Here is a 20,809-nt window from a genome sequence, read left to right on the forward strand (position 1 = left end):
TCCAAAGCGTCGGGTTCGCGGATTTCAATTTCGACGCCAATGCTCACGACATTATATTTCGCCTTACGGCCCGGCCCCATATAGGCCGCAAGGACATTCTTCTCATACGGCTTGGTGAACCATGGCCTTTCGGATCAAGATGGCCGGAATCGTCAAGATTTTGGCTGGTTCGAGAATGCGCGCCGATTTGAGATAAATGTGCTTGAGTACGACGCTCGCGACGATGAACGTGTTTGGCGGCCTTACAATTTCAAGTGTCGTCTCTCGTTCAGCATGGGTCGCGAAGATCTTGACCGATCCGTTCGTCACGACATGGAGGAAATCCCGCGGCCTCCTTCCCCGGCCAGTTCAAGATGGGCCGGAAATTTTTGCAGGAACGCGGCGCCGAGCAAAAGCTCCACGGCTTGCGGGCGCCAGCCAAGAAAAACTTGTGGTTTTCGAGCTCCCTCCTTTCTTCTTGCCGCATCGTTCGACTCGTTTCCTCGGCTCGAATTCGGAAAATCGTCCTGCAATTTTCGATTGATCTTTATCAAGTCAGATTGCGTCGATTGCCTTTCGCTGTATCGCATAGATCAACTCCATTTCCACAGAAATCAACCGTCGGATTATTTGTTTGTTCCAGCGCAAAAAACACGAGAATTTCGCTGCGTCCGCCCCCGCGGCGCGCTTGCCATAGCGTCTAAAACGGAGCGAAATCACGGTCGGTCGCGCGACAGCCGTCGCGGCTGCGCTCTTTTGCCGAGGGCCGATTGAAGCGACGATTTGGCCGCTATAACAACAGGGAAGCCATGGAAATGAAGCTCGTCATCGCCGCCGCCGTCACCTTCGCTAGTCTCGGCCTCGCCACTGCCGCGCGGGCAGCCGGCGATGCTGACGCGGGAAAAAAAGTGTTCAGCAAATGTGCAGTGTGCCACACGGCGGTCGCAGGCAAAAACGGGCTGGGTCCGTCGTTGTTCGGCGTCGTCGGCCGTCCTTCGGCGACAGTCGCCGGGTACAATTATTCCGATGCGATGAAGGCCGCCAACAAGACCTGGGACGAGGCGACGCTGACCGCATATCTGACCGATCCCAAAGCGGCGATCCCTGGCAACAAGATGGCGTTCGCCGGTCTTCCCAATCCGGACGATCGCGCGAATGTAATCGCTTATCTCGCGACTCTTAAATAACCCGCGAAACCGGTCGCGTGCGCTCGACGCGCGCGACCGTCATTTCATTCGGGGACTGTCACGCGAGTTCACGCGCGCATCCTGTGCGCGAGGGGTGTCTTCGCGCGTGTGGCATCGATTAGGCGGAATGGACCGTGCTGACAATCGCAAGGCTCTTCGGAGCAGTTCTGGGCGTGCTGTCGTGGCTGGCGGCGGCGGGTCCATGTTTCGCTCTCGACAGTCAACTTCAACAGTTTATCGGTCAGGTTTCCGCGGGCGAACTCGTACCGGGCGCGGATCGTTATGGACCAGTTCAGGGTAGCCCGCCGACCGCGAAAATCTTCGCGGGCGACAAGCTGCTCGGCTACGCTTTCGTCAATGCGGATTGGGTCAACTCGACCGGCTATTCTGGCCAGCCGATCCAAATCCTCCAAGGCTTGTCGACGGATGGAAAGATTTCCGGCGCGCGGCTGATGGCGCATCACGAGCCGATCGTGCTGATTGGCATTCCTCTGGAGCGTATCGAAACCTTCATTCGCGGTTACGTCGGTCGGGACGTGCTGGCCATCAGCTCTTCGGCGCCGTCGGATCGCCCGGCCGTGGATATTGTCAGCGGCGCGACAGTGACCGTCGCTGTGATCGCTGAAAGCATGGTGCGGGCGGCAATCAAGGTAGCGAATGCGGAAGGCATGGGCGGCCCGGTTGGAGCCGTTGCAGCGGTTCGCGAACTGGATCCGTCACATGCGGCTCCCGCCGACTGGAATGCGCTCGTGAGCGAGGGCGCGGTGCGCAGGTTGAGCCTGTCCGTGGGAGATGTCACGGAAGCATTCCGACGCATCGGCAACGAAAATGGCGTCGAACACCCCGAGGACGCCGATCCGGCGACGTCCTTCATTGATCTGTATGTCGCACCCGTTTCCATTCCCGCGATCGGAAAGAGCCTGCTCGGCGCGGACGGCTTTGCGTCATTGCAAAAGACGCTCGCGCCGGGCCAGCAGGCGATCCTGGTCGCGTCGAACGGCGCCTATTCCTTCAAGGGCTCCGGCTATGTGCGCGGCGGTATATTCGATCGTTTCGAGGTTTTGCAGGGCGACAGCAGCATCCGCTTCCGGGATCGCGACCACACGCGGATCGGCGATGTTCATGCCGTCGGCGCCCCCAATTTCCGCGATGTCGATCTTTTCCGCGTGCCGCCGGGAACGACGCTCGACCCCGCGCAGCCATGGCGGCTCCAATTGCTGGCGCAGCGCGCCTATGGGTCCCGGGACAAGGCGTTCCTGACTTTCGATGTGAATTATCAGCTGCCGGAAGCTTATCTCAAGCCCGTGCCTCCCCCTCCGGCCGCCGCCGCGGCCAACCCGCCGGCGCCATCCGCAGCGACAGGCGCGCAATCATCCGAACCGCCGATGTGGCACGCCATGTGGAGAGCCAAGACCGGCCAGATCAGCGTGCTGGTCGGGGCGCTCGTCTTGCTCACGCTGATCTTTTTCTTCCAGGATTGGCTCGTGCGGCGCCCGGTGTTCTATGACCGCCTTCGCCTGGGCTTTCTGGTGTTCACTTTGGTCTGGATCGGATGGATTGCGCAGGCGCAACTGTCCATCGTCAACGTCCTTGCCTTTCTGAGCGCACTGCGGACCGATTTTCGCTGGGACTATTTCTTGATGGCCCCGTTGATCTTCATCTTGTGGTTCGCGGCTGCCGCCTCACTGCTGTTCTGGAACCGTGGCGCTTATTGTGGCTGGCTATGCCCGTTCGGCGCCTTGCAGGAACTGACCAATCGAATTGCGCGCCGGCTGAACATTCCGCAGCTGAAAATTTCCTTTGGAGTCCACCAAAGGCTCACGGCCCTCAAATACATCATCTTCCTGGTGCTGTTCGGCATTTCGCTGAGCGATCTCGGGCTTGCCGAACGCATGTCGGAAGTTGAGCCTTTCAAGACCGCGATCATCCTGAAGTTCGCCCGCCAATGGCCGTTTGTGCTCTACGCGGGAGCAATGGTCGCATCGAGCCTTTTCGTCGAGCGCGCCTTCTGCCGATACGTCTGCCCAATGGGCGCGGCGCTCGCCATTCCGGCGCGTCTGCGCCTGTTCGACTGGCTCCGCCGCTATCGGGAATGCGGCAACCCCTGCCAAAGATGCGGCAACGAATGTCCCGTCCAGGCGATCCATCCGGAAGGGCACATCAATCCCAACGAATGCATCCAATGCCTGCATTGCCAGATGCTTTATCACCACGACCAGAAATGCCCGGTGATGATCCAGCGTCGTCTCAAGCGCGAAAGGCATTCGGCCTCATCAGGCGCGGGCGTTCCGCATGCTTCTCTTCCACCAAAACCGAAAGTCTCGGCGCAAGGCGCCGACCAGAGGGCGCCGTCGTGAGCGACACGGCAGTCGCCGCGACGCTTTTTCAATTTGGTTCTCGCAGAACCGATACCCAGGGAGGAAATCATGACCGAACAGCATAACGATCCGAAGGACGAGGCGCCCAAGACGAGCGTCAGCCGTCGCGGCCTGCTGGGAGGAACGGCAGTGGCCGGCGCCGCCGCATTGTCGGGAGGCGGCGCTTATCTGAACTTCGTGCAGGAGGCGCGAGCGGCCAAAGGCGAGTCACAGAGCGCCGAGGTCAAGCCTGGCGATCTCGACGAATATTACGGCTTCGGCAGTTCGGGGCAGACCGGCGAAGTGCGTGTCTTCGGCATGCCGTCGATGCGCGAACTGGTGCGCATCCCCGTCTTCAATCGCGACAGCGCGACGGGGTGGGGCATCACCAATGAAAGCCGGAAGATCCTGACGGAAGGGCTGACGCCGGCCACCAAGAAGTTCCTGGAGACGCGAGAAGGCGTCTACCATAATGGCGACCTGCACCACCCGCACGTCTCCTTTACTGACGGAACCTACGACGGGCGCTATTTGTTCGTGAACGACAAGGCGAATTGTCAGGTGGCGCGCATCAGGTTGGATATTTTCAAGACCGACAAGATCATTGAAGTTCCCAACGCTTCCGATATCCACGGCTTGCGTCCGCAGAAATATCCTCGCACGGGCTATGTCTTCGCCAATAGCGAACACATCATCCCAATTCCCAACGATGGCGCCATCCTCGACGATCCGAAGAACTACTGGTCGGTGTTTACGGCAATCGATGGCGACAAGATGGAAATCGCCTGGCAGGTGCTGGTCGATGGCAATCTCGACAATACCGACTGCGACTATCAGGGGAAGTATGCGTTCTCAAGTTGCTACAATCCGACCAAGGGCACGACCCTGGAGGAGATGACCAACCATGAGCAAGCCTGGGCCGTCGTTTTCAACATCAAGCGCATCGAACAGGCGATCAAGGACGGCGATTTCAAGACCACCAATGGCGTCAAGATCGTCGACGGACGGCATGGCTCGAAATATACCCGCTACATTCCGATCCCCAATTCGCCGCATGGCGTCAATACGGCGCCTGACGGCATCCATGTGGTCATCAACGGCAAGCTTTCGCCGACCGTCAGCGTGATCGACGTGCGCAAGCTCGATGATCTGTTCGATGGCAAGATCAAGGAGCGCGATGTCATTGTCGCTGAGCCGGAACTGGGCCTTGGGCCGTTGCACACCGCTTTCGACGGCAACGGCAACGCCTATACGACGCTGTTCATCGACAGTCAGATGGTGAAATGGAACATCGACAAGGCGAAAAAGGCTTTTGCGGGCCAGAAGGTCGATCCAATCGTCCAGAAAATGGACGTGCATTATCAGCCGGGCCATAATCACACCTCGATGGGCGAGACGAAGGAAGCCGATGGCAAATGGCTTCTGTCGCTGAATAAATTCTCGAAGGACCGGTTCCTGAACGTCGGCCCCCTGAAGCCGAACAATGACCAGCTCATCGACATTTCCGGCGATGAAATGAAGATCGTTCATGATGGGCCAGCCTTCGCGGAGCCGCACGACCTTTGCATCGTCCATCGTTCGAAAATCAATCCGATCTCCATCTACAAGCGTGACGATCCGATGTTCGCGGACGCGCGCAAATGGGCCGAAAAGGACGGCGTCAAGCTCGAAGAGGCGGCGAACGTCATTCGTGACGGCAACAAGGTTCGCGTCTACATGCACTCCAATGCGCCGAAATACAGTCTCGACAAATTCGACGTGAACGAGGGCGACGAGGTCACGGTCTTCCTGACCAATATGGACGACATCGAAAATCTGACGCATGGCTTCACCATCGTGCGCTACGGGATCGCGATGGAGGTCAGCCCGCAAATGACGGCCTCGGTGACGTTCAAAGCGGACCGTCCCGGCGTGCATTGGTGGTATTGTCAGTGGTTCTGCCATGCTCTGCATATGGAAATGTCCGGGCGAATGCTGGTTCATCCGAAGCAGGGCTGATTATGCTCCGCCCGCGCATTCCCGCTTTTGCGGCGCTCGTCGTCGCAGCCGCTTTGGCGGCGGCGGATGCGCGGGCGGCCGTCATTCCTGTGGCCCAGGGAGAGAGCGTTGCAGAGGCGCTCTCCCGCGCTGCGCCCGGTGACACGCTTCATCTGGCGAAGGGCCTCTTCAAGGGAGGCCTTGTCATCGACCGGCCTGGCGTGACGATCGAGGGCGAGCCCGGCGCAATTCTCGACGGCGCCCAGGTCGGAAACGTCGTCACCATCAATGCGCCGGATACGATCCTTCGCGGCCTGACCATTCAACGCTCCGGCCAGACGCTGATCGACAAGAACTCCGGCGTCTTTGTCGACCGCACGGGCGACCGTGCGCATATCGAGGGCAATCGGTTTTCCGATAATCTGATCGCGATCTATCTCGACGGGCCGCATGACGCGATGGTCAGGCGCAACGAGATTGCCGGCTTGCGACAGTTGCGGAGGACCGAACGCGGCCCAGCCATTTCCTTATGGAACACGCCGGGCTCGGCGATCATCGACAATGACATCCGCTCCGGCCGCGACGGCGTTTTTTCGGTGTCCAGCAGTCACAATATCGTGCGCGGCAACACGTTTCACGATCTCCGTTTCGCCGTGCACTTCATGTACACCAACGACAGCGAAGTCGTCGGCAACTTCTCCGCCGGCAACGAAGTCGGCTATGTCCTGATGTTTTCGGATCGCCTGGAAGTTCGTGAAAACGTCTCTGATCGGGACCGCGATCACGGCCTGCTTTTCAACTACGCCAACTTGTCGGGCGTTGAGGACAATGTCGCGCGCGGAAGCGACAAATGCGTCTTTATCTACAATGCGAACAAGAATCGTTTCACCGGCAACTGGTTCGAGGGATGCAACATCGGCATCCACTTCACCGCAGGCTCTGAACGCAATGAAATTAGCGGAAACGCTTTCGTCAACAATCGCACCCAGGTAATGTATGTCGGCACGCGGCTGCTCGATTGGTCGGTGCGCGGGCGCGGCAATTATTACAGCGACAATCCGGCCTTCGACCTGAATGGCGACGGAATCGCCGATACAGCCTACCGACCGAACAACCTTATGGACCAGGTGATCTGGCGCGCGCCCGCCGCCAAGCTTTTGCTGAACAGCCCGGCCGTCCAGATCGTGCGTTGGGCGCAGGCGCGGTTTCCGGCGATCCACCCTGGCGGCGTGATCGATTCTGCGCCGTTGATGACGCCGGTTCAGCCATCGTCCCTGGAACGGCTGACGCCATGAAACATGAATTCGTGAACCGGGACACGGTGGTTCTGCGGGCGGTCAGCAGGACTTATGGGCGGCAACTCGCCGTCGACGCCGTGGATTTGAACCTGCGGGCCGGGGAATGCATCGGGCTTGTCGGCCATAATGGCGCGGGCAAAAGCACGATGATCAAGATGATGCTCGGACTCATCCGCCCGACGCGCGGCAGCGTTCAGGTTTTTGGAGAAGATCCGTCCGCCGGGGCGGCCGCGAAGGCCCGGCGCGAGCTGGGCTATTTACCGGAAAACGTCGCGTTGCATCCGTCGCTGACGGGCGCCGAAACCTTGGCCTTCTATGCGCGCCTGAAAGGCCAGCCGGCCGCCGGAAACGAGGCGTTGCTGGAACGGGTCGGCATTGCGGCGGCGGCGGATCGGCGCGTCGGAACCTATTCGAAGGGAATGCGGCAACGTCTCGGACTGGCTCAGGCTCTGCTCGGAAATCCGCGCGCCTTGTTGCTTGACGAACCGACGACTGGCCTCGATCCCGCGCTGCGGCAAAGTTTCTACGAGATCATCGGCGAGCTCCGCCGGGATGGCGCGACGATTCTTTTGTCGTCGCATGCCCTCGCGGAACTGGAGGGGCAGGTCGATCGCGTCGTGGTGATGAATCGAGGACGGAAGGTCGCCGACGGCGGCATCCCCGAGCTGCGCAGCCTCGCCGCAATCCCACCGCGAATTCGATTTCGTGCGGATGGCGTCGAGATCGATAAATTTGCTGGTTGGACGACGATGCTCGACGGACGGTTGGAGCGGGCCTGCGCCGAGGACGAAGTCGCCGCCATTTTGCGCGAGCTTCCCAAATCCGCGCGCCAGATCGAGATTCTGCGCCCGACGCTCGATGAACTCTATGCGCAATTCCAGAAGGGGGCGGAGTGAGGCAGGTTTTCATCATCATGGGCAAGGAATGGCGCGACGGGATGCGAAACCGTTGGGTGCTGGCGACAACGGCTTTGCTCGCGGCGCTGGCGCTTACCTTGGCGTTCCTGGGTTCGGCTCCCACTGGCGCGGTCAAGACCGGCGCCCTCGCCGTGACGATCGTCAGCCTGTCGAGCCTGACGATTTTCCTGATCCCCTTGATCGCCTTGCTGCTTTCTTATGACGCCATTGTCGGCGAGATCGATCGCGGCACAATGGCCTTGCTGCTCTCCTATCCGGTTGCGCGCTGGCAGGTGGTGTTCGGCAAATTCTTCGGACATCTCGCAATTTTGGGTTTCGCGACCGTAATCGGCTATGGCTTTGCCGGGTTGGCCCTGCAATTGGCAGGAAGCGACAATTCCGGCGCCTGGTCGGCCTTCATGTTCATGATCGGGACCTCTGCTCTGCTCGGCGGCGTGTTCGTCGCCATCGGCTATTTCATCAGCACCCTGGTCCGTGATCGCGGGACGGCCGGCGGCATCGCCATCGGCGTCTGGCTGTTCTTTGTGCTGCTCTACGATATGGCGTTGTTGGGCGGACTTGTCGTCGATCAGGGCCGCAATGTGACGCCCCAAATGTTGAACGTTTTGCTGCTTCTCAACCCGGCCGATGTTTATCGGCTGCTCAATCTGACGACGAGCAATGATGTAAGCGGCTTTGCGGGCGTCGCTGGCCTTGGCGCCGGCGCCGGCCTCGGCTCGTGGACGCTTATGGGAGCCCTTGCGGCATGGATGGTCGCGCCGCTGGTCGCATCCGTCGCCTTGTTCGCACGGAGACAGGTATGAAACGCCGCACGCTCTTGCTCGCGTTGCTGGCTGCGCCGTTGCTTGCTTCCTGCAAGCAGAATCGGGACGCGGCCAACGCGCCGCCGCCTCGTGAAATCTCCGACGCGTCGGTCGCGCAGTTCTGCGGCATGTCGTTAAGCGAACACGCCGGGCCCAAAGCCCAGATTTTCATTCGGGGTCTGGCGGCCCCCTATTGGTTCGCCACAGTTCGCGACGCGTTTGCGTTTGTCATGCTGCCGGAGATGCCGAAGGCGATCGAAGCGGTCTATGTCAACGACATGGCGCGGGCAAAAAGCTGGGAGCAGCCGGAACCCGGAATGTGGGTCGAGGCGAGGATGGCCTTTTTCGTGATCGGCAGCCGCCGCCGCAGCGGGATGAACACCGACGAGGCTATTCCATTCGGGAGCGCGGACGCCGCGCGCAAATTCGTCGAGGCGGAGGGGGGCAGGATCGTCGGGTTCGACGATATGCCGCGGGATTACATTCTGGCTTCAAACTCGGGAGAACAATGATGCAAGCCACGCGCAGGCGCTTCATCGCCATCACGGCCGCTGCTGGCGGACTGCCTCTCCTTCCATTCGCGGCCGCCGGCGCCGCGCCCGCGACAAACTCTCTCCTCCGCGTCTGGTCGGGCGCGGCGCTGGGCGCCGACGCCACCATGCAGATTCACCATCCCGACCCGGCGATCGCCGACCGGCTGATCGCGGCGAGCCTGGCGGAAGTCGAGCGGCTGGAGCAGGTGATGAGCCTCTATCGTCCGGACAGCGCGTTGTCGCGTCTCAATCGCGACGGATTCGTTGATAATCCGCCGTTCGATCTGGTCAGGGTTCTTTCCGAAAGCCGTCGCTATGGCGAATTGACGACCGGCGCCTTTGACGTGACGGTGCAGCCTCTCTGGGATCTCTACACGGCGCATTTTTCGCGGCCTGGGGCCTCGCCGGGAGGTCCTTCCGCCGAGGCGATCGCCGCCGCTGTTGCGCGCATCGGACAGGACGCGCTGGTGGTGGACGCCGAAAGCGTCCGTCTGACGCGGCCGGCGATGAGCGTCACCCTGAACGGCATCGGCGAGGGCTATGTCACCGACCGCGTCGTGGACCTGCTGCGCGCGGGCGGCGTCGAGCACGCGATGGTCAATATGGGCGAAATCTATGCGCTGGGGACTCATCCGAGGGGGGAGCCCTGGTCCGTCGGACTCGAGGACCCTCGCGCCCCCGAGCATATGGACCAGCGAATTCCGCTCGCCGATCGCGCGGTGGCGACGTCGGGCGGCTACGGCACAATGTTCGATCCGGCCGGACGATTCAATCATCTGTTCGAGCCGCGAACCGGCCGCACCAGCTGGCGCTGGCTATCGGTTTCGGTCGAGGCCGCGACGACGACCGAGGCGGACGCGCTTTCGACCGCCTTCGCCCTGATGCCGGAAGAGGCGACGGCGCCCATTGTTCGCAAACTCGGACTGGTCGCTCATTTTGTCCGCCCCGATGGCTCTCGCTTCGTGCAGAGAGCGTAAACGCACAGTCGCGATAACGGGCTGGCCCAGCTGCGTAAATTTCGGAAGGACAAACAATGGGCGACACGGGGCAAATCAACGTGCGAGTGCGCTCAACCGATGATCTCCTTGCCGTGGCGGAGGCATTGGAACTCGAGGCCGCAGCCCGTTATCGCAGTTTGTCGGCGCGGATGGCGCGGCAAGGCGATATGGAAATGACCGCCCTGTTCGACACTCTTGCCGGAATGGAGGATCGGCATGCGAGCCAGATCGGCGATCGCAGTTTGGAGCTTCTCGGCCACCGGCCGGATATCGCACAGGTAAAATGGGAGACGCCGCCCGGTTATGATGAGGACGAAGCGCGCGGCGCCGAATTGGGAGCTTACGAAGCGCTGGCCTTCGCGGTCCGCAACGAGGAGCGCGCCTTCGCCTTTTACAGCTATCTGTCGGCCGAAGCGGAAAGCGACGAAATCCGCGGCATGGCGGAAAATTTCGCGCGTGACGAACTGCAGCACGCGGCGTTGCTTCGTCAACATCGCCGCCGCGCCTTTCATGCGAAACGGCCTGCGACCTTCGAAATTCCCACCAATGTCGATGAGCTGAGAGCGCTCGCGCGACGCTGGGATGCGGAAGCGGCGGTCGCGCATGCGGGGCTGGCCGACGCTCTTCGCACCAATGGCGAGGAGGAGGACGCCGCCACTTTTCAGCGACTGGCGGAAGACGAGTTGCGCTGCGCGGCAGGCGTCCATGCTGACCTGGCGTCGGTCCTTCGAAGCGCCGCCGACGGATTGCGAATCCTTGAAGAATGTTTTGATCGCTATGCGTCGATCGCCGAGCGATCGGATGATGAAGCGCTGGTCGCGGAAGCGCAAAATCTCGCGAGCACAGTCATCGCGCGTCTCGCGATAGCTGGCGGCGCGCGGAGCAATAGTCTGCTGGTCGCGGGCGGCAAGTGACGAATCTGTGAGAGCGCGCTTGCATCTCCCTCTATCCCCGCTCAGGTCACGGCCGGGGTGATGTCCTTAGCCGCCTCCTGAGCGGGCGGACAGGACTTCAGCAGTTCGAGCGCCTTTAACTGAAAGGCGCTACGGGCGGCGTCCCACTGTCCCGCATGCGGCGCGACCCAGATGAACTGACGCACGAGCGCCGCCCTTTCCTGCGCTCTGATTTGTGTTGCTTCGACTCGCGCCGCAAGTTCGTCGTGGTCGCTGGCCCGTAGAAAATCTCCGTTGCGCCTGATGCATATTCCAAGGCATGGCTAAGGCAAGATAACGAGCGTCACGAATCCAACTCCGCCGATCCAGTGGACAATGGCGAGAACGTGGAGGGCGCGCGCCAGGATGAGATCGTCAATCAAGATGGCTTACTGGCAGTTTGCATGGCGTTCCGCGCCGCTGGCGGCTTGAGTCGAAGATCAAAGATACTTTGATTCTTGGCGACTGCGAGGCGCTTGAAGTCTGTTGCGAACCGAGCGTGTCCGGGGCGCGGGTTCTGAACCGGTGTTACGACTCGTCGTCGGCCTCCAGCAAAGTCGCGGCTGGGCCGGCGTCACGGTTTGCGATCGGCGAGCCCTGTCCAGACGCCTCTCAGGTTTCGGGATGGTCCAGGCGATCGGCGGACAGCGCGAAGGCAAGAAGCATCCCCCCGAGCATAAGGGCGGTGCGGGCGCTGATTTCGTCCATGCACAGTCCCAAAAGGACGCTGACGGATATGACAAGCACGCCCGCCCAGCGACGGCGTGACCATTTCTGCTGCATCGCTTGTACGTTCGTGGGGTGGGACGGCAGTCGCGTGCTTGAATCCGGCATCGCTTGCGCGCGGCCTTCGTCATGGATGGTCATGGCTTTGTTCCTCTTCGAACGTTGCGTCGAATGATTGAGGGATATTTTGCGACGTAGCAGCGCTGCGCAACCGAATAATTTCGGAGGAATGGCGCAAAAAAATTGTTGTCAAAGTTTCCGTCGGAATTTGTCGTCTGGAGAAAAAAGTCAATAAAAAGAAAATGGCAATGCGGCGCTGCCTCGCGCGTGACCCCCGGCATCGGCGAAATGTGATTAATTGACTGCAATTTCGGTTGCGTTTGCGCAACAAGGTCATGTCGAACAACGGCTATCGATCGACGGTCAATCCTCTCAATCCCGGATGGCGCGCTCGAATGGTCGCTCTCGATATTAGCCATGCTTCTCGCATCCGTCTGAAAACCGGAGCGCTCGGCCAGAAACGGGTCGTGCCGCAATCCGTTTCGGGAAGAATACGGCGCATCAAATGGGCGATGCTCTGCCTGTGTCTGAGCGTCTACTACCTCACGCCGTTTTTGCGCTGGAATCGCGGCCCGGGCGAACCGACGCAGGCGGTATTGCTCGATTTCGAGCACGGTCGCCTTTACGCGTTCTTCGTCGAAATCTGGCCTCAGGAGCTCTACTATCTCACCGGATTGCTGGTGTTGGCGGCGACCCTTCTCGTCCTGATGAACGCAGTCGCCGGACGAATCTGGTGTGGCTTCTTGTGCCCCCAGACGATCTGGACCGATCTTTTCCTTCTGGTCGAGCGAAAAATCGAAGGTGACCGTCGCGAACGGCTTCTGAAGCAAAAGGCTTCGATCACGCTGCGGCGCGTGGCGGAAATCACGGCCAAACATCTGGCATGGATTTCGATATCCGTCGCCACTGGCGGCGCGCTCGTTTTCTACTTCGTCGATGCGCCGATGCTCGTCCATCAAATCGCGCATGGGGAGGCGTCGCTTCTGGTCTGGTCGTGGATTTTGATTTTCGCGGGGACAACCTATTGCCTGGCAGGTTTTGCACGTGAACAGGTCTGCGTATTCATGTGTCCATGGCCGCGCCTGCAAGGCGCGATTTGGGACCCGGAAGCTCTGAGCGTGAATTACCGGGATTATCGTGGCGAAAAGCGCATGTCCGCGAAAAAGGCGGCCGATTTACGGGCGCGAGGCGAACAGGTTGGCGATTGCGTGGATTGCGGCCAATGCGCCGCCGTCTGTCCCATCGGGATCGACATCAGGCAAGGCCCCAATATCGCTTGCATCAATTGCGGTCTGTGCGTGGACGCCTGCGATGGCGTCATGAAGAAGCTCAATCGACCGCGCGGACTGATCGATTACGAAGCCTGGACCAACATCGAACGTGGGCGCAGCAACGAACCCCGTTTGAGCCGGCTGGTTAGACCGAAAACGCTTGCGTTGGCCGCGACCTGCATCGTTCTCACGAGCGTCATGGGATATGCGTTCGCCACGCGATCGACGGGCGCGCTCTTTGTCGAGCATGATCGCAATCCGCGTTTTGTCATGCTTGCGGAGGGCGATATTCGCAATTCGTTCGACGTCAAGATCGTGAACCACAGCGGAAGGTTGCACGCCTATTCTCTCGCCGTCGAGGGAATCGATGACGGCAAGTTCGAAATCGTCGGGGGGCGCGCGAACGAGAAAATTGACATCCCTGCCGGTGAGTCCCGAATTCTGCGGGCCACAGTGACGAGTACGCGATCGAACGATGCTCGCCTGCGCTTCGTGGCGCGCGATGAAAGCGGGCGCTCCTATGTGGTCTTGGAGAATTTTGTCGTCAGGTGAGTCAACCACCGCGCCAGAATTTGGGGAACAGAAAGCTCAAGGCGATGGATGTCAATCTCGCTCGAACATTCCTCGCCGTTGTATCGACGGGGAGCTTCGTCGCTGCGGCAGACAAGCTGTTCGTTACCCAGACGGCGGTTGGCGCCCGCATCAAAGCCCTCGAGGACCAACTCGGGCGCCCGTTGTTCGTCCGCAACAAGAGCGGAGCGCGGCTCACGGTCGCGGGCGAACGTTTTCTCCGACACGCGACGAATTTGGTGCAGACCTGGGAAACGGCGCGTCAGCAGATAAAGCTGCCGTCAGGCCGTGCAGAAGGCGTCAGCGTTGGGGCAGAGCTCAGTCTATGGGAGCCTGCCATGACGAATTGGCTCGTCTGGATGCATCATCAGCGCCCGGATGTCGCCGTTCGCGTTGAAGTCGATTCTGCCCTGCGGCTGCTCGACGCAATCCGGGACGGATCGCTCGATATTGCGGTCTTGCACAATCCGCCACAACAGCAGGATCTTGTCGTCGAACTACTCTGCGAAGAGAAGCTGGTTCTCGTCACGACGGCAGAAGACGGAAAGCTCAACCCCGACGATTATTTTCTCGTTGATTGGGGGCCAGCCTTCATGGTGAATGTTCGCGCAGCGGCGGGAACCCCCGCGAACGCGCCGCTCTCGGTCAATTTCGGGCCGCTCGCGCGCTCGTACATGATGGCGGTCGGGGGAGCCGGCTATTTCCGGCTCGGAAGCGTCCAGGCGCATCTGGCCGAGGGGCGGTTGCGCCGCGTGGCGGACGCGCCTGAATTCTCGCATTCGGTTTATGTCGTCTATGCGGCGCGCCGTGATCGTGAATTGCTTGATGCGATTAGAGCGTCCTTGCGGGATTGCTTCAGGAGCAAGTGATCGTCGTCCACGAAATGTCATGCTCGCCAATGCCGCTAACCGTCGGCGCTCTGCAAGAAGTTGCAGCGAAGATCAAGGCTTGATCTGGCCAAGCCTGTCGAGCGCGTCGTCAAGCGCGGCTCCCGTGAAGTGAAATGACAGCAGGACGGTTTCGCCGTTCTTTTCGATGACATCCGCATCCAGGAAAGCCAAAAGGCATGTCGGGTTCTCGGTCGCGTCTCCGAATCTCAAACGATCGCCCGATTCGATCAGGTCCGCGGGATGAAGCCGCGCGCGCCAAGAGTCTTCTCTTTCCTTCCTGACCAGAACGGCTTCGACCCTGATCGAGAGGTCATTTCGGATTCGAACGCCGATGAGGCGATGACCGGGCGTCATTGGCCGCGCTCCATGCGAATGATCTGCTCGGTCGTGGATGCCAAGGCCTCGATAACGTCGTCGGCTTCGGATCGTTCCAGACCGCCATGCCATTGCGCCGCAACCGGTTCGAACACCTGCAGCAGGTCGATGGCGCGCCGCGCGATCTGGTCGACGATATCGTCGATGCTGGCGGGTTTCAGATAAAAGGCCGGAACCGGCGGCATGACGATCGCGCCCGCTTCGGTCGCCGCCGTCATGGCGCGCAAATGGCCAAGGTGGAGCGGCGTTTCGCGCGCCACCAGCACAAGCTTGCGTCGTTCCTTCAGATGAACGTCCGCCGCCCGCACCAGCAGGTTATCGGCGAGGCAATGCGCGATCGCCGCCAGCGTTCGCATCGAACAGGGCGCGACGATCATCCCGCGCGTCGGGAACGAGCCGGAGGCAACGCTTGCGCCAATGTCGTCGACGCCGTGCCAGTGGCGTGCACGGGCGCGCAATCGGGACAGGGCTCCCGGGCCGACTTCCTCCGCCAGCGTGCGCTTCGCCGCGCGCGAAACGACCAGATGGGTTTCGGCGCCTAGATCGTCGAGAATTTCGACGATCCGCAATCCGATTGCCGCGCCGGAGGCGCCGCTTATCCCGACCACGACATGAGTCATCGTGGGTCTCCGGGCGCAAAACTGCCGGCGATGCGTGGCCATATCGCGTCGATCCGCTGCCGGACGGCTTCAGACATTTTCAGCGTTTGTCCCCATTCCCGGTGCGTTTCGCCGCCAATCTTGTTGGTCGCGTCGATGCCGAGCTTTCCGCCCAGGCCGGATTCGGGCGAGGCGAAATCGAGATAGTCGATGGGTGTGCCCGCAAGAACGGTCAGATCGCGCGAGGGATCCATCCGCGTCGCCATCGCCCACGCAACGTCCTGCCATTTGCGAACATCGATATCCTCGTCGACCACGATGATCGTCTTGGTGTAGTTGAATTGCGGCAGCATGCCCCATAGCCCCATCATCACGCGCCGGGCCTGCCCCGGGTAGGATTTGCGGATCGAAACGATCGCCATGCGATAGGAGCACGCTTCCGGCGGCAGCCAGACATCGACGATTTCCGGCATCTGCCGACGCATGGTTGGCAACGCCAGATCGTTGAGGACGGCGCCGATAATCGAAGGTTCGTCCGGCGGCCGCCCGGTAAAGGTCGTCAGATAGACGGGATCGCGCCGCATGGTGATGGCGGTGATCCGCATGACCGGAAACGACTCCACGCTGTTGTAATAGCCGGTATGGTCGCCATAGGGGCCTTCCGGCGCGGTTTCGGTCGCGGACACGTAGCCTTCCAGGATGATTTCCGCGTCGGCCGGGACCAGCATGGGGATGGTCAGGGCGGGCGAGACGCGCGGACGCTCGCCACGAAGCACGCCGGAGAAACGCAATTCCGAGATGGTTTCGGGTAGCGGCAGGACCGCCGAAAGGATCGTCGCCGGATCCGCGCCGATCGCCACAGCGACAGGCATGTCGTCGCCGCGTCGCCGCCAGGCGCGATGGTGCGCCGCGCCACCCCGATGCGCCAGCCAGCGCAGGATCGCCCGATCCCTTCCCAGGGCCTGCATTCGATAGACGCCGATATTCATGCGCGCCGTTTCGTCGGCATGGCTGTCCGGCGGTCGCGTGATGACAAGGGGCCACGTGATCAGCGGCGCCGGCTCGCCCGGCCAGCAGGTCTGGATCGGCAGTCTGCCGAGATCGACATCGTCGCCACGCCAGCTTTCCGCTTGGCAATCCGGCCGCGCGACATTTTGCGAGCGCGTGCTCAGCGCCGCGCGCAGCATCGGCCAGCGGTTCATCGCGTCTCGAAAGCCGTCGACCGGCGCAGGCTCGCGAAGTGCGGCCAGCATCTCGCCGAGTTCGGCGATGCGCGAAAGGCGAACGCCAAAGCCCGCGGCGACACGTTCCGGCGTTCCGAAAAGGTTGGCGAGCGCCGGCATCCCACCGGCGCCGCGCTCCGAAACCGGGTTGTCGAACCAGAGCGCCGGGCCGCCCGCCACGAGGACGCGGCGGTGAACCTCGGTCATTTCGTGGACCAGGCCGATCGGCTCACCGATGTGCGTCAAGAGTTTCCGCTGTTCGAGGAAGCTGGCAAAGGCGCGTAAATCGCGAAACGTGGGCAAATCTCGAAAGCTCATGGCGTCTCGTGCCCCGAAACACGCCCTCGCGCCTTAACCATTGTTAAGGCGTGTGAAAAAGACATCTGGTTTATGGGGTCATGTCGAATGAACGAACGATTCCACATTTCCCGCGCGTGGGGGCGTTGGTGCTGCGCTTTGCGCCGCTGGCGCCGCTGTCTCTGGCCGGCGCGAGTCTGGCCGCGAGCCTCGGGCGGCGGCATCCTCGGCTGTTTTCGCGTCTCGGCGAACAGGCGGGGAAAAAATTCCTGATCGATCCGATTGATCTGCCATTCGTCTTTCTGCTCGCGCCTCGAACCGGCTCGCCTGGCCTGCGGGCCCTCCGCCGGGGCGAGGCTGGCGTCTGGGACGCGCGCATCGCCGGCCCGCTTGCCGCCATGCTCGGAATGGTGCACGGCGTTTTCGACGGCGACGCGCTCTTCTTCTCGCGCGATCTGATCATCGAGGGCGACACCGGGGCCGTGCTCGCCCTGCGGAACGCCATCGACAACGAAGAGATCGATCTGACGCGCGAGGCGGTGGCCATGCTGGGGCCGCTGGAGTCCATGGCCGCGAATCCTGTGCGTCAACTGGCCGCGCTTGTCGGCCGGTGGAGCGGCGTCGCCGTGACCCGCATCGAGCGCGAGTGGCCGGAATGAGCGCTGGCCGGACACTCGAACTCATTTGCCCGGCCGGGACGCCGGCCGCCTTTCGCGCGGCAATCGACGCGGGCGCCCATGCGGTCTATTGCGGTTTCGACGATGAAACCAATGCGCGCAACTTTCCCGGCCTGAATTTTTCGCGCGATGAAATGGCCGAGGCAATCAAATACGCTGGCCGTCATGGCGCGAAAACCCTGATCGCCATCAACACGTTTCCGCGCGCCGGAGCTTCAAGGCTCTGGAGTTCCGCTGTCGACGACGCCATGCGCCTGGGCGCTGACGCCGTCATCCTCGCCGATCTCGGGCTGCTCGATTATGCGTCGCGACGCCATCCGGCGCTGCGGCTGCATCTTTCCGTCCAGGCGGCGGCGGCCAACGCCGACGCGATCGCCTTTTACGCGCGTTCGTTCGGCGTCAAGCGCGTCGTGCTGCCTCGCGTGCTGACGGTGCAGGAAATCGCAGCGATCAATCGCGATATCGAGATCGAGACCGAGGTCTTCATTTTCGGCGGCCTGTGCGTGATGGCCGAGGGGCGATGCTCCCTGTCGTCCTACGCCACCGGAAAATCTCCCAACATGAACGGCGCCTGTTCGCCGGCCAGCCATGTCGTCTATCGCGAGGAAGGCGGCGAACTGGTGTCGCGTCTCGGCGGTTTCGCCATTCATCGTGTCGCGGCGGGGCAGGCGGCGCCCTATCCGACGCTTTGCAAGGGATGCTTTCAAGCTGGCGATTATCGCGGCCATGTCTTCGAGGATCCAGCGAGTCTCGATGCAGCCTCCCTGATTCCGGCGCTTGCCAAGGCCGGCGTCACGGCGTTGAAAATCGAAGGGCGGCAAAGAAGCCGGGCCTATACCGAGGCGGTTGTGCGCAGTTTTCGTCGGGCGCTCGACGCCCATGCCGAGGGAAGGCCGATCCCCGCCAGCGAACTGCGTGACCTGACCGAGGGACAGCAAACCACCTCGGGCGCCTATCGCAAGACCTGGCGCTAAGGTCCTCTGGATAAGGAGCCCGACATTTGGAGCAGAAAAAATTCACGCTGACCGTCGGCCCGCTGCAATTCAACTGGCCTGCGGACGCTTTCTCCGATTTCTATGCGCGTGTCGCGGACGAGGCGCCGGTAGATCGGGTTGTCATCGGTGAGAGCGTATGCTCGAAGCGGGCGCCCTTTTACGCCAACCGCATTCCGGACGCTATCGAACGACTGCAGCGTGGCGGCAAGAGCGTGGTGTTGTCTTCACTCATCCTGGTGACGCTGGAGCGGGAACGGCGCGCGGCGCGGGACTTGTTCGCTCAGGCAGAGCATGAGGTCGAAATCGACGATCTCACCCTGATGAATTACGTCAAGCCGGAAACGGTCTTTTCGATCGGGCCGATGGTCAATGTCTATAACGAGGCCACGCTGGCGTTCCTGGCGGGAAAAGGCGCGCGTCGCTTTTGCCTGCCGCCGGAGTTGCCGTTCGCATCGGTCGAAGTTCTGGCCGCAGCGGCGGCCAAATGCGGCGCCGCGTCGGAACTTTGGGCCTATGGCCGAATTCCGCTCGCCATATCCGGACGATGCTATCATGCGCGGGCGCATGGGCTGACCAAGGATTCCTGCCAGTTTGTCTGCGCGCGCGACGCCGATGGGCTGACGACGCGCACGCTCGACGGCGTCGATTTTCTGGCGATCAACGGCGTCCAGACCCTGTCGCACAAATATTGCAACCTGATCGGCGATCTCGACCGGCTTGCCAAAGCCGGCGTGACCGGTTTGCGTCTTTCTCCCCACAGCGGCGATTTCACTGGGGTGTGCCGCGCGTTCGCCGATGCGGCGTCGGGGGCCGTCTCGCCTCGGGAGGGGCTCTTACGGGTGCGGCGGGCGGCGCCGGAAGCGGCGTTTTCCGATGGCTTCCTGTTCGGCGACTTTGGCGCAGCGCCGCTTGCTGGCGCCTGAATAATCCGCGCAGCAAGGGGGCGCGGAAATCGAAAAGGAACGTTGCGAAAGCTGCCGACCAGGCGCAGGCGGCCGCAGTCAACCAATAGCCTCGTGCGGGAACGAACGTCGCGATGGTTCGGCACAGGACCGCGACGAGCCAGAACAGCGCCGTGGCGTTGCCGGCGCGCGAGGCGACGAAAGCAAGGCCGTTACGTCGCCGGATCATGCTCGACATGATCGCCAGCGTCATGCCGCCGAAAGCTCCGGCCATCCAAAGATGCAGTCCGGCGCTTTCCGGAATCGCCTCCGGGGCCAGCGCGTGGCCGCCGAGCAGGGCGAAGCCGGCGGGCAGCGAGGCGTAGGCGCCATACAGGGCGCGCAGCGGCGCCGACGACGCGGTTCGTCGTCCAAGCCAAACGGCCATGCGCCAGACCTGCGCCGCGGCGGCGCACACGAACGCGAAAGCGGCGGCTCGGCCGCTCATTTGTCCCAGCCAGCAGATCAGCGCCAATCCCGCTGACAGCGCCGTGAAAAACTCGACGGCCTCGTCGCGGACCGGGGACGGCGCTTCGCCGCACAGAGCGTCGAAACGGGATGTCAGTTCAGGCAGGACACGGCCGCCTATGAGCATGACCAGGCCGATCAGGGCTGCGACAGCCAGTCGCAGCGCCGCGTCCTGCGCGGCGCTGTCGGTGGAGGTTGCAAATCCCATCCCCGCTGCTGCGTAGAGCGCCAGCAAAACGACGGTCTTGACGTTGCGCGCGTCTCTCGCGGCGGCGACCTGAAAGCCGGCGGCAACCGCAAGGACGACGCAGGGCAGGGCGGCGAGGAAGGCGAAGGGATGCGGCGCAAGAGGCGCGAAACGCGCGACCAGCCACGTCGCCAGAACACAGCCGGGCGCCCAGGCGGGGGCGGCTTTTCGGGTCCATCGGGGCAAGGCGGTCAGGAAAAAACCGGCGAGAGCGGCGCCGAGGTATCCCAACAGCATTTCGCGCGCATGCCAGACTGCAAGATCGTCCGGCAACGGCCACGACGCTCCTCCTGGCTGGAGCGCCAGCAGCCAGGCGCCAGCTCCGATCATGGCGTCGATCGCCGCGAATGAGAAAAAGGGAGCGAAGGGCTGCGCCGGGACCTGCTCTGGCGGAGCGCCTGGATGTTTCATTCTGAAGCCACATTTGGAAGGCCGATGACGCGTCCCGGTCTATGCCACGAGCGGCGCTCGGGCAGCGCTGTTTTCCGG

21 protein-coding genes and 1 pseudogene are annotated in these 20,809 nt (G+C 61.9%); 14 read left to right on the top strand and 8 right to left on the bottom strand.

The genetic code is table 11. The annotated features are described in order from the left end of the window. Positions 1-102: 102 nt before the first annotated feature. Positions 103-309, bottom strand: coding sequence for a hypothetical protein (locus QM467_RS19880; protein WP_446737731.1), 207 nt, complete (start codon positions 307-309; stop codon positions 103-105). Further along, a complete protein-coding gene (locus tag QM467_RS04925) occupies positions 306-569 on the bottom strand; it encodes a hypothetical protein (RefSeq protein ID WP_283365191.1) in 264 nt (87 codons plus the stop codon). Before QM467_RS04925 ends, QM467_RS19880 begins: the two co-directional genes overlap by 4 nt. A 225-nt stretch (positions 570-794) precedes the next feature. Between QM467_RS04925 and QM467_RS04930 the strand changes: the two genes are divergently transcribed. From QM467_RS04930 to QM467_RS19885, 9 genes are all read left to right on the top strand, one after another. Beyond that, complete coding sequence (locus QM467_RS04930) at positions 795-1,166, top strand: c-type cytochrome (protein WP_283365192.1); 372 nt, start codon at positions 795-797, stop codon at positions 1,164-1,166. Positions 1,167-1,300: 134 nt separating this feature from the next. Beyond that, a complete protein-coding gene (locus tag QM467_RS04935) occupies positions 1,301-3,523 on the top strand; it encodes a NosR/NirI family protein (RefSeq protein WP_283365193.1) in 2,223 nt (740 codons plus the stop codon). A gap of 69 nt (positions 3,524-3,592) precedes the next feature. After that, positions 3,593-5,521, top strand: a complete 1,929-nt coding sequence (gene nosZ / locus QM467_RS04940) for a TAT-dependent nitrous-oxide reductase (protein ID WP_283365194.1) — start codon at positions 3,593-3,595, stop codon at positions 5,519-5,521. Positions 5,522-5,523: 2 nt separating this feature from the next. Next, positions 5,524-6,795 (top strand): nitrous oxide reductase family maturation protein NosD, encoded by a 1,272-nt coding sequence (locus QM467_RS04945; protein ID WP_283365195.1) that lies wholly within the window; start codon positions 5,524-5,526, stop codon positions 6,793-6,795. Further along, complete coding sequence (locus QM467_RS04950; RefSeq protein ID WP_283365196.1) at positions 6,792-7,694, top strand: ABC transporter ATP-binding protein; 903 nt, start codon at positions 6,792-6,794, stop codon at positions 7,692-7,694. The genes QM467_RS04945 and QM467_RS04950 overlap by 4 nt, the downstream gene beginning before the upstream one ends. Then, the gene (locus tag QM467_RS04955; protein ID WP_283365197.1) at positions 7,691-8,518 is read left to right on the top strand and encodes an ABC transporter permease; all 828 of its coding nucleotides are present in this window, start codon (positions 7,691-7,693) and stop codon (positions 8,516-8,518) included. Before QM467_RS04950 ends, QM467_RS04955 begins: the two co-directional genes overlap by 4 nt. Further along, a complete protein-coding gene (locus QM467_RS04960; RefSeq protein ID WP_283365198.1) occupies positions 8,515-9,030 on the top strand; it encodes a nitrous oxide reductase accessory protein NosL in 516 nt (171 codons plus the stop codon). The genes QM467_RS04955 and QM467_RS04960 overlap by 4 nt, the downstream gene beginning before the upstream one ends. Further along, positions 9,030-10,028, top strand: coding sequence for an FAD:protein FMN transferase (locus QM467_RS04965; RefSeq protein ID WP_283365199.1), 999 nt, complete (start codon positions 9,030-9,032; stop codon positions 10,026-10,028). The genes QM467_RS04960 and QM467_RS04965 overlap by 1 nt, the downstream gene beginning before the upstream one ends. Positions 10,029-10,198: 170 nt before the next feature. Further along, positions 10,199-10,963: a ferritin family protein gene (locus tag QM467_RS19885; RefSeq protein ID WP_446737741.1), complete on the top strand. Its 765-nt coding sequence runs from the start codon at positions 10,199-10,201 to the stop codon at positions 10,961-10,963. Positions 10,964-11,004: 41 nt separating this feature from the next. Here the strand turns inward: QM467_RS19885 and QM467_RS04975 are convergent, their stop codons facing one another. Both QM467_RS04975 and QM467_RS04980 read right to left on the bottom strand, forming a co-directional pair. Next, positions 11,005-11,148, bottom strand: coding sequence for a hypothetical protein (locus tag QM467_RS04975; RefSeq protein WP_283365201.1), 144 nt, complete (start codon positions 11,146-11,148; stop codon positions 11,005-11,007). Between the two features lie 445 nt (positions 11,149-11,593). Continuing rightward, positions 11,594-11,848, bottom strand: coding sequence for a hypothetical protein (locus QM467_RS04980; RefSeq protein ID WP_283365202.1), 255 nt, complete (start codon positions 11,846-11,848; stop codon positions 11,594-11,596). A gap of 431 nt (positions 11,849-12,279) precedes the next feature. On the opposite strand from QM467_RS04980, the gene ccoG reads away from it, so the two are divergent. Then, positions 12,280-13,590 carry a cytochrome c oxidase accessory protein CcoG gene (gene ccoG, locus QM467_RS04985; protein ID WP_283365324.1) on the top strand — a complete coding sequence of 437 codons (1,311 nt, stop codon included), beginning with the start codon at positions 12,280-12,282 and terminating at the stop codon, positions 13,588-13,590. A 44-nt stretch (positions 13,591-13,634) separates the two neighbouring features. Further along, positions 13,635-14,477 carry a LysR family transcriptional regulator gene (locus QM467_RS04990; protein ID WP_283365203.1) on the top strand — a complete coding sequence of 281 codons (843 nt, stop codon included), beginning with the start codon at positions 13,635-13,637 and terminating at the stop codon, positions 14,475-14,477. A 72-nt stretch (positions 14,478-14,549) separates the two neighbouring features. On the opposite strand, the gene QM467_RS04995 is transcribed toward QM467_RS04990, so the two are convergent. From QM467_RS04995 to QM467_RS05005, 3 genes are read right to left on the bottom strand one after another with little or no spacing between them, the layout of a single operon-like run. After that, positions 14,550-14,852 carry a hypothetical protein gene (locus QM467_RS04995; RefSeq protein WP_283365204.1) on the bottom strand — a complete coding sequence of 101 codons (303 nt, stop codon included), beginning with the start codon at positions 14,850-14,852 and terminating at the stop codon, positions 14,550-14,552. Beyond that, positions 14,849-15,493, bottom strand: a complete 645-nt coding sequence (locus tag QM467_RS05000; RefSeq protein WP_283365205.1) for a UbiX family flavin prenyltransferase — start codon at positions 15,491-15,493, stop codon at positions 14,849-14,851. Before QM467_RS05000 ends, QM467_RS04995 begins: the two co-directional genes overlap by 4 nt. Continuing rightward, entirely contained in the window at positions 15,490-17,013 is a 1,524-nt protein-coding gene (locus QM467_RS05005) for a UbiD family decarboxylase (RefSeq protein ID WP_283365206.1), read from the bottom strand. Before QM467_RS05005 ends, QM467_RS05000 begins: the two co-directional genes overlap by 4 nt. Positions 17,014-17,093: 80 nt before the next feature. Here QM467_RS05005 and ubiT point away from each other — a divergent pair, with 80 nt between their 5' ends. The 3 genes from ubiT to ubiV are packed head-to-tail and all read left to right on the top strand — an operon-like array spanning position 17,094 to position 19,587. Continuing rightward, on the top strand, positions 17,094-17,651 hold the full coding sequence (ubiT, locus tag QM467_RS05010; protein WP_283365207.1) for a ubiquinone anaerobic biosynthesis accessory factor UbiT: 558 nt from the start codon (positions 17,094-17,096) through the stop codon (positions 17,649-17,651). Further along, positions 17,648-18,643 carry a ubiquinone anaerobic biosynthesis protein UbiU gene (ubiU, locus tag QM467_RS05015; RefSeq protein ID WP_283365208.1) on the top strand — a complete coding sequence of 332 codons (996 nt, stop codon included), beginning with the start codon at positions 17,648-17,650 and terminating at the stop codon, positions 18,641-18,643. Before ubiT ends, ubiU begins: the two co-directional genes overlap by 4 nt. 26 nt (positions 18,644-18,669) lie before the next feature. Then, positions 18,670-19,587 (top strand): ubiquinone anaerobic biosynthesis protein UbiV, encoded by a 918-nt coding sequence (ubiV, locus tag QM467_RS05020; RefSeq protein WP_283365209.1) that lies wholly within the window; start codon positions 18,670-18,672, stop codon positions 19,585-19,587. A gap of 22 nt (positions 19,588-19,609) precedes the next feature. Here the strand turns inward: ubiV and QM467_RS05025 are convergent. Beyond that, positions 19,610-20,731, bottom strand: a pseudogene (locus QM467_RS05025) (NnrS family protein); the annotation flags it as partial. Positions 20,732-20,809 lie beyond the last annotated feature (78 nt).

It is taken from the genome of Rhodoblastus sp. 17X3, from assembly GCF_030056575.1.
Taxonomy (GTDB): Bacteria; Pseudomonadota; Alphaproteobacteria; order Rhizobiales; family Beijerinckiaceae; genus Rhodoblastus.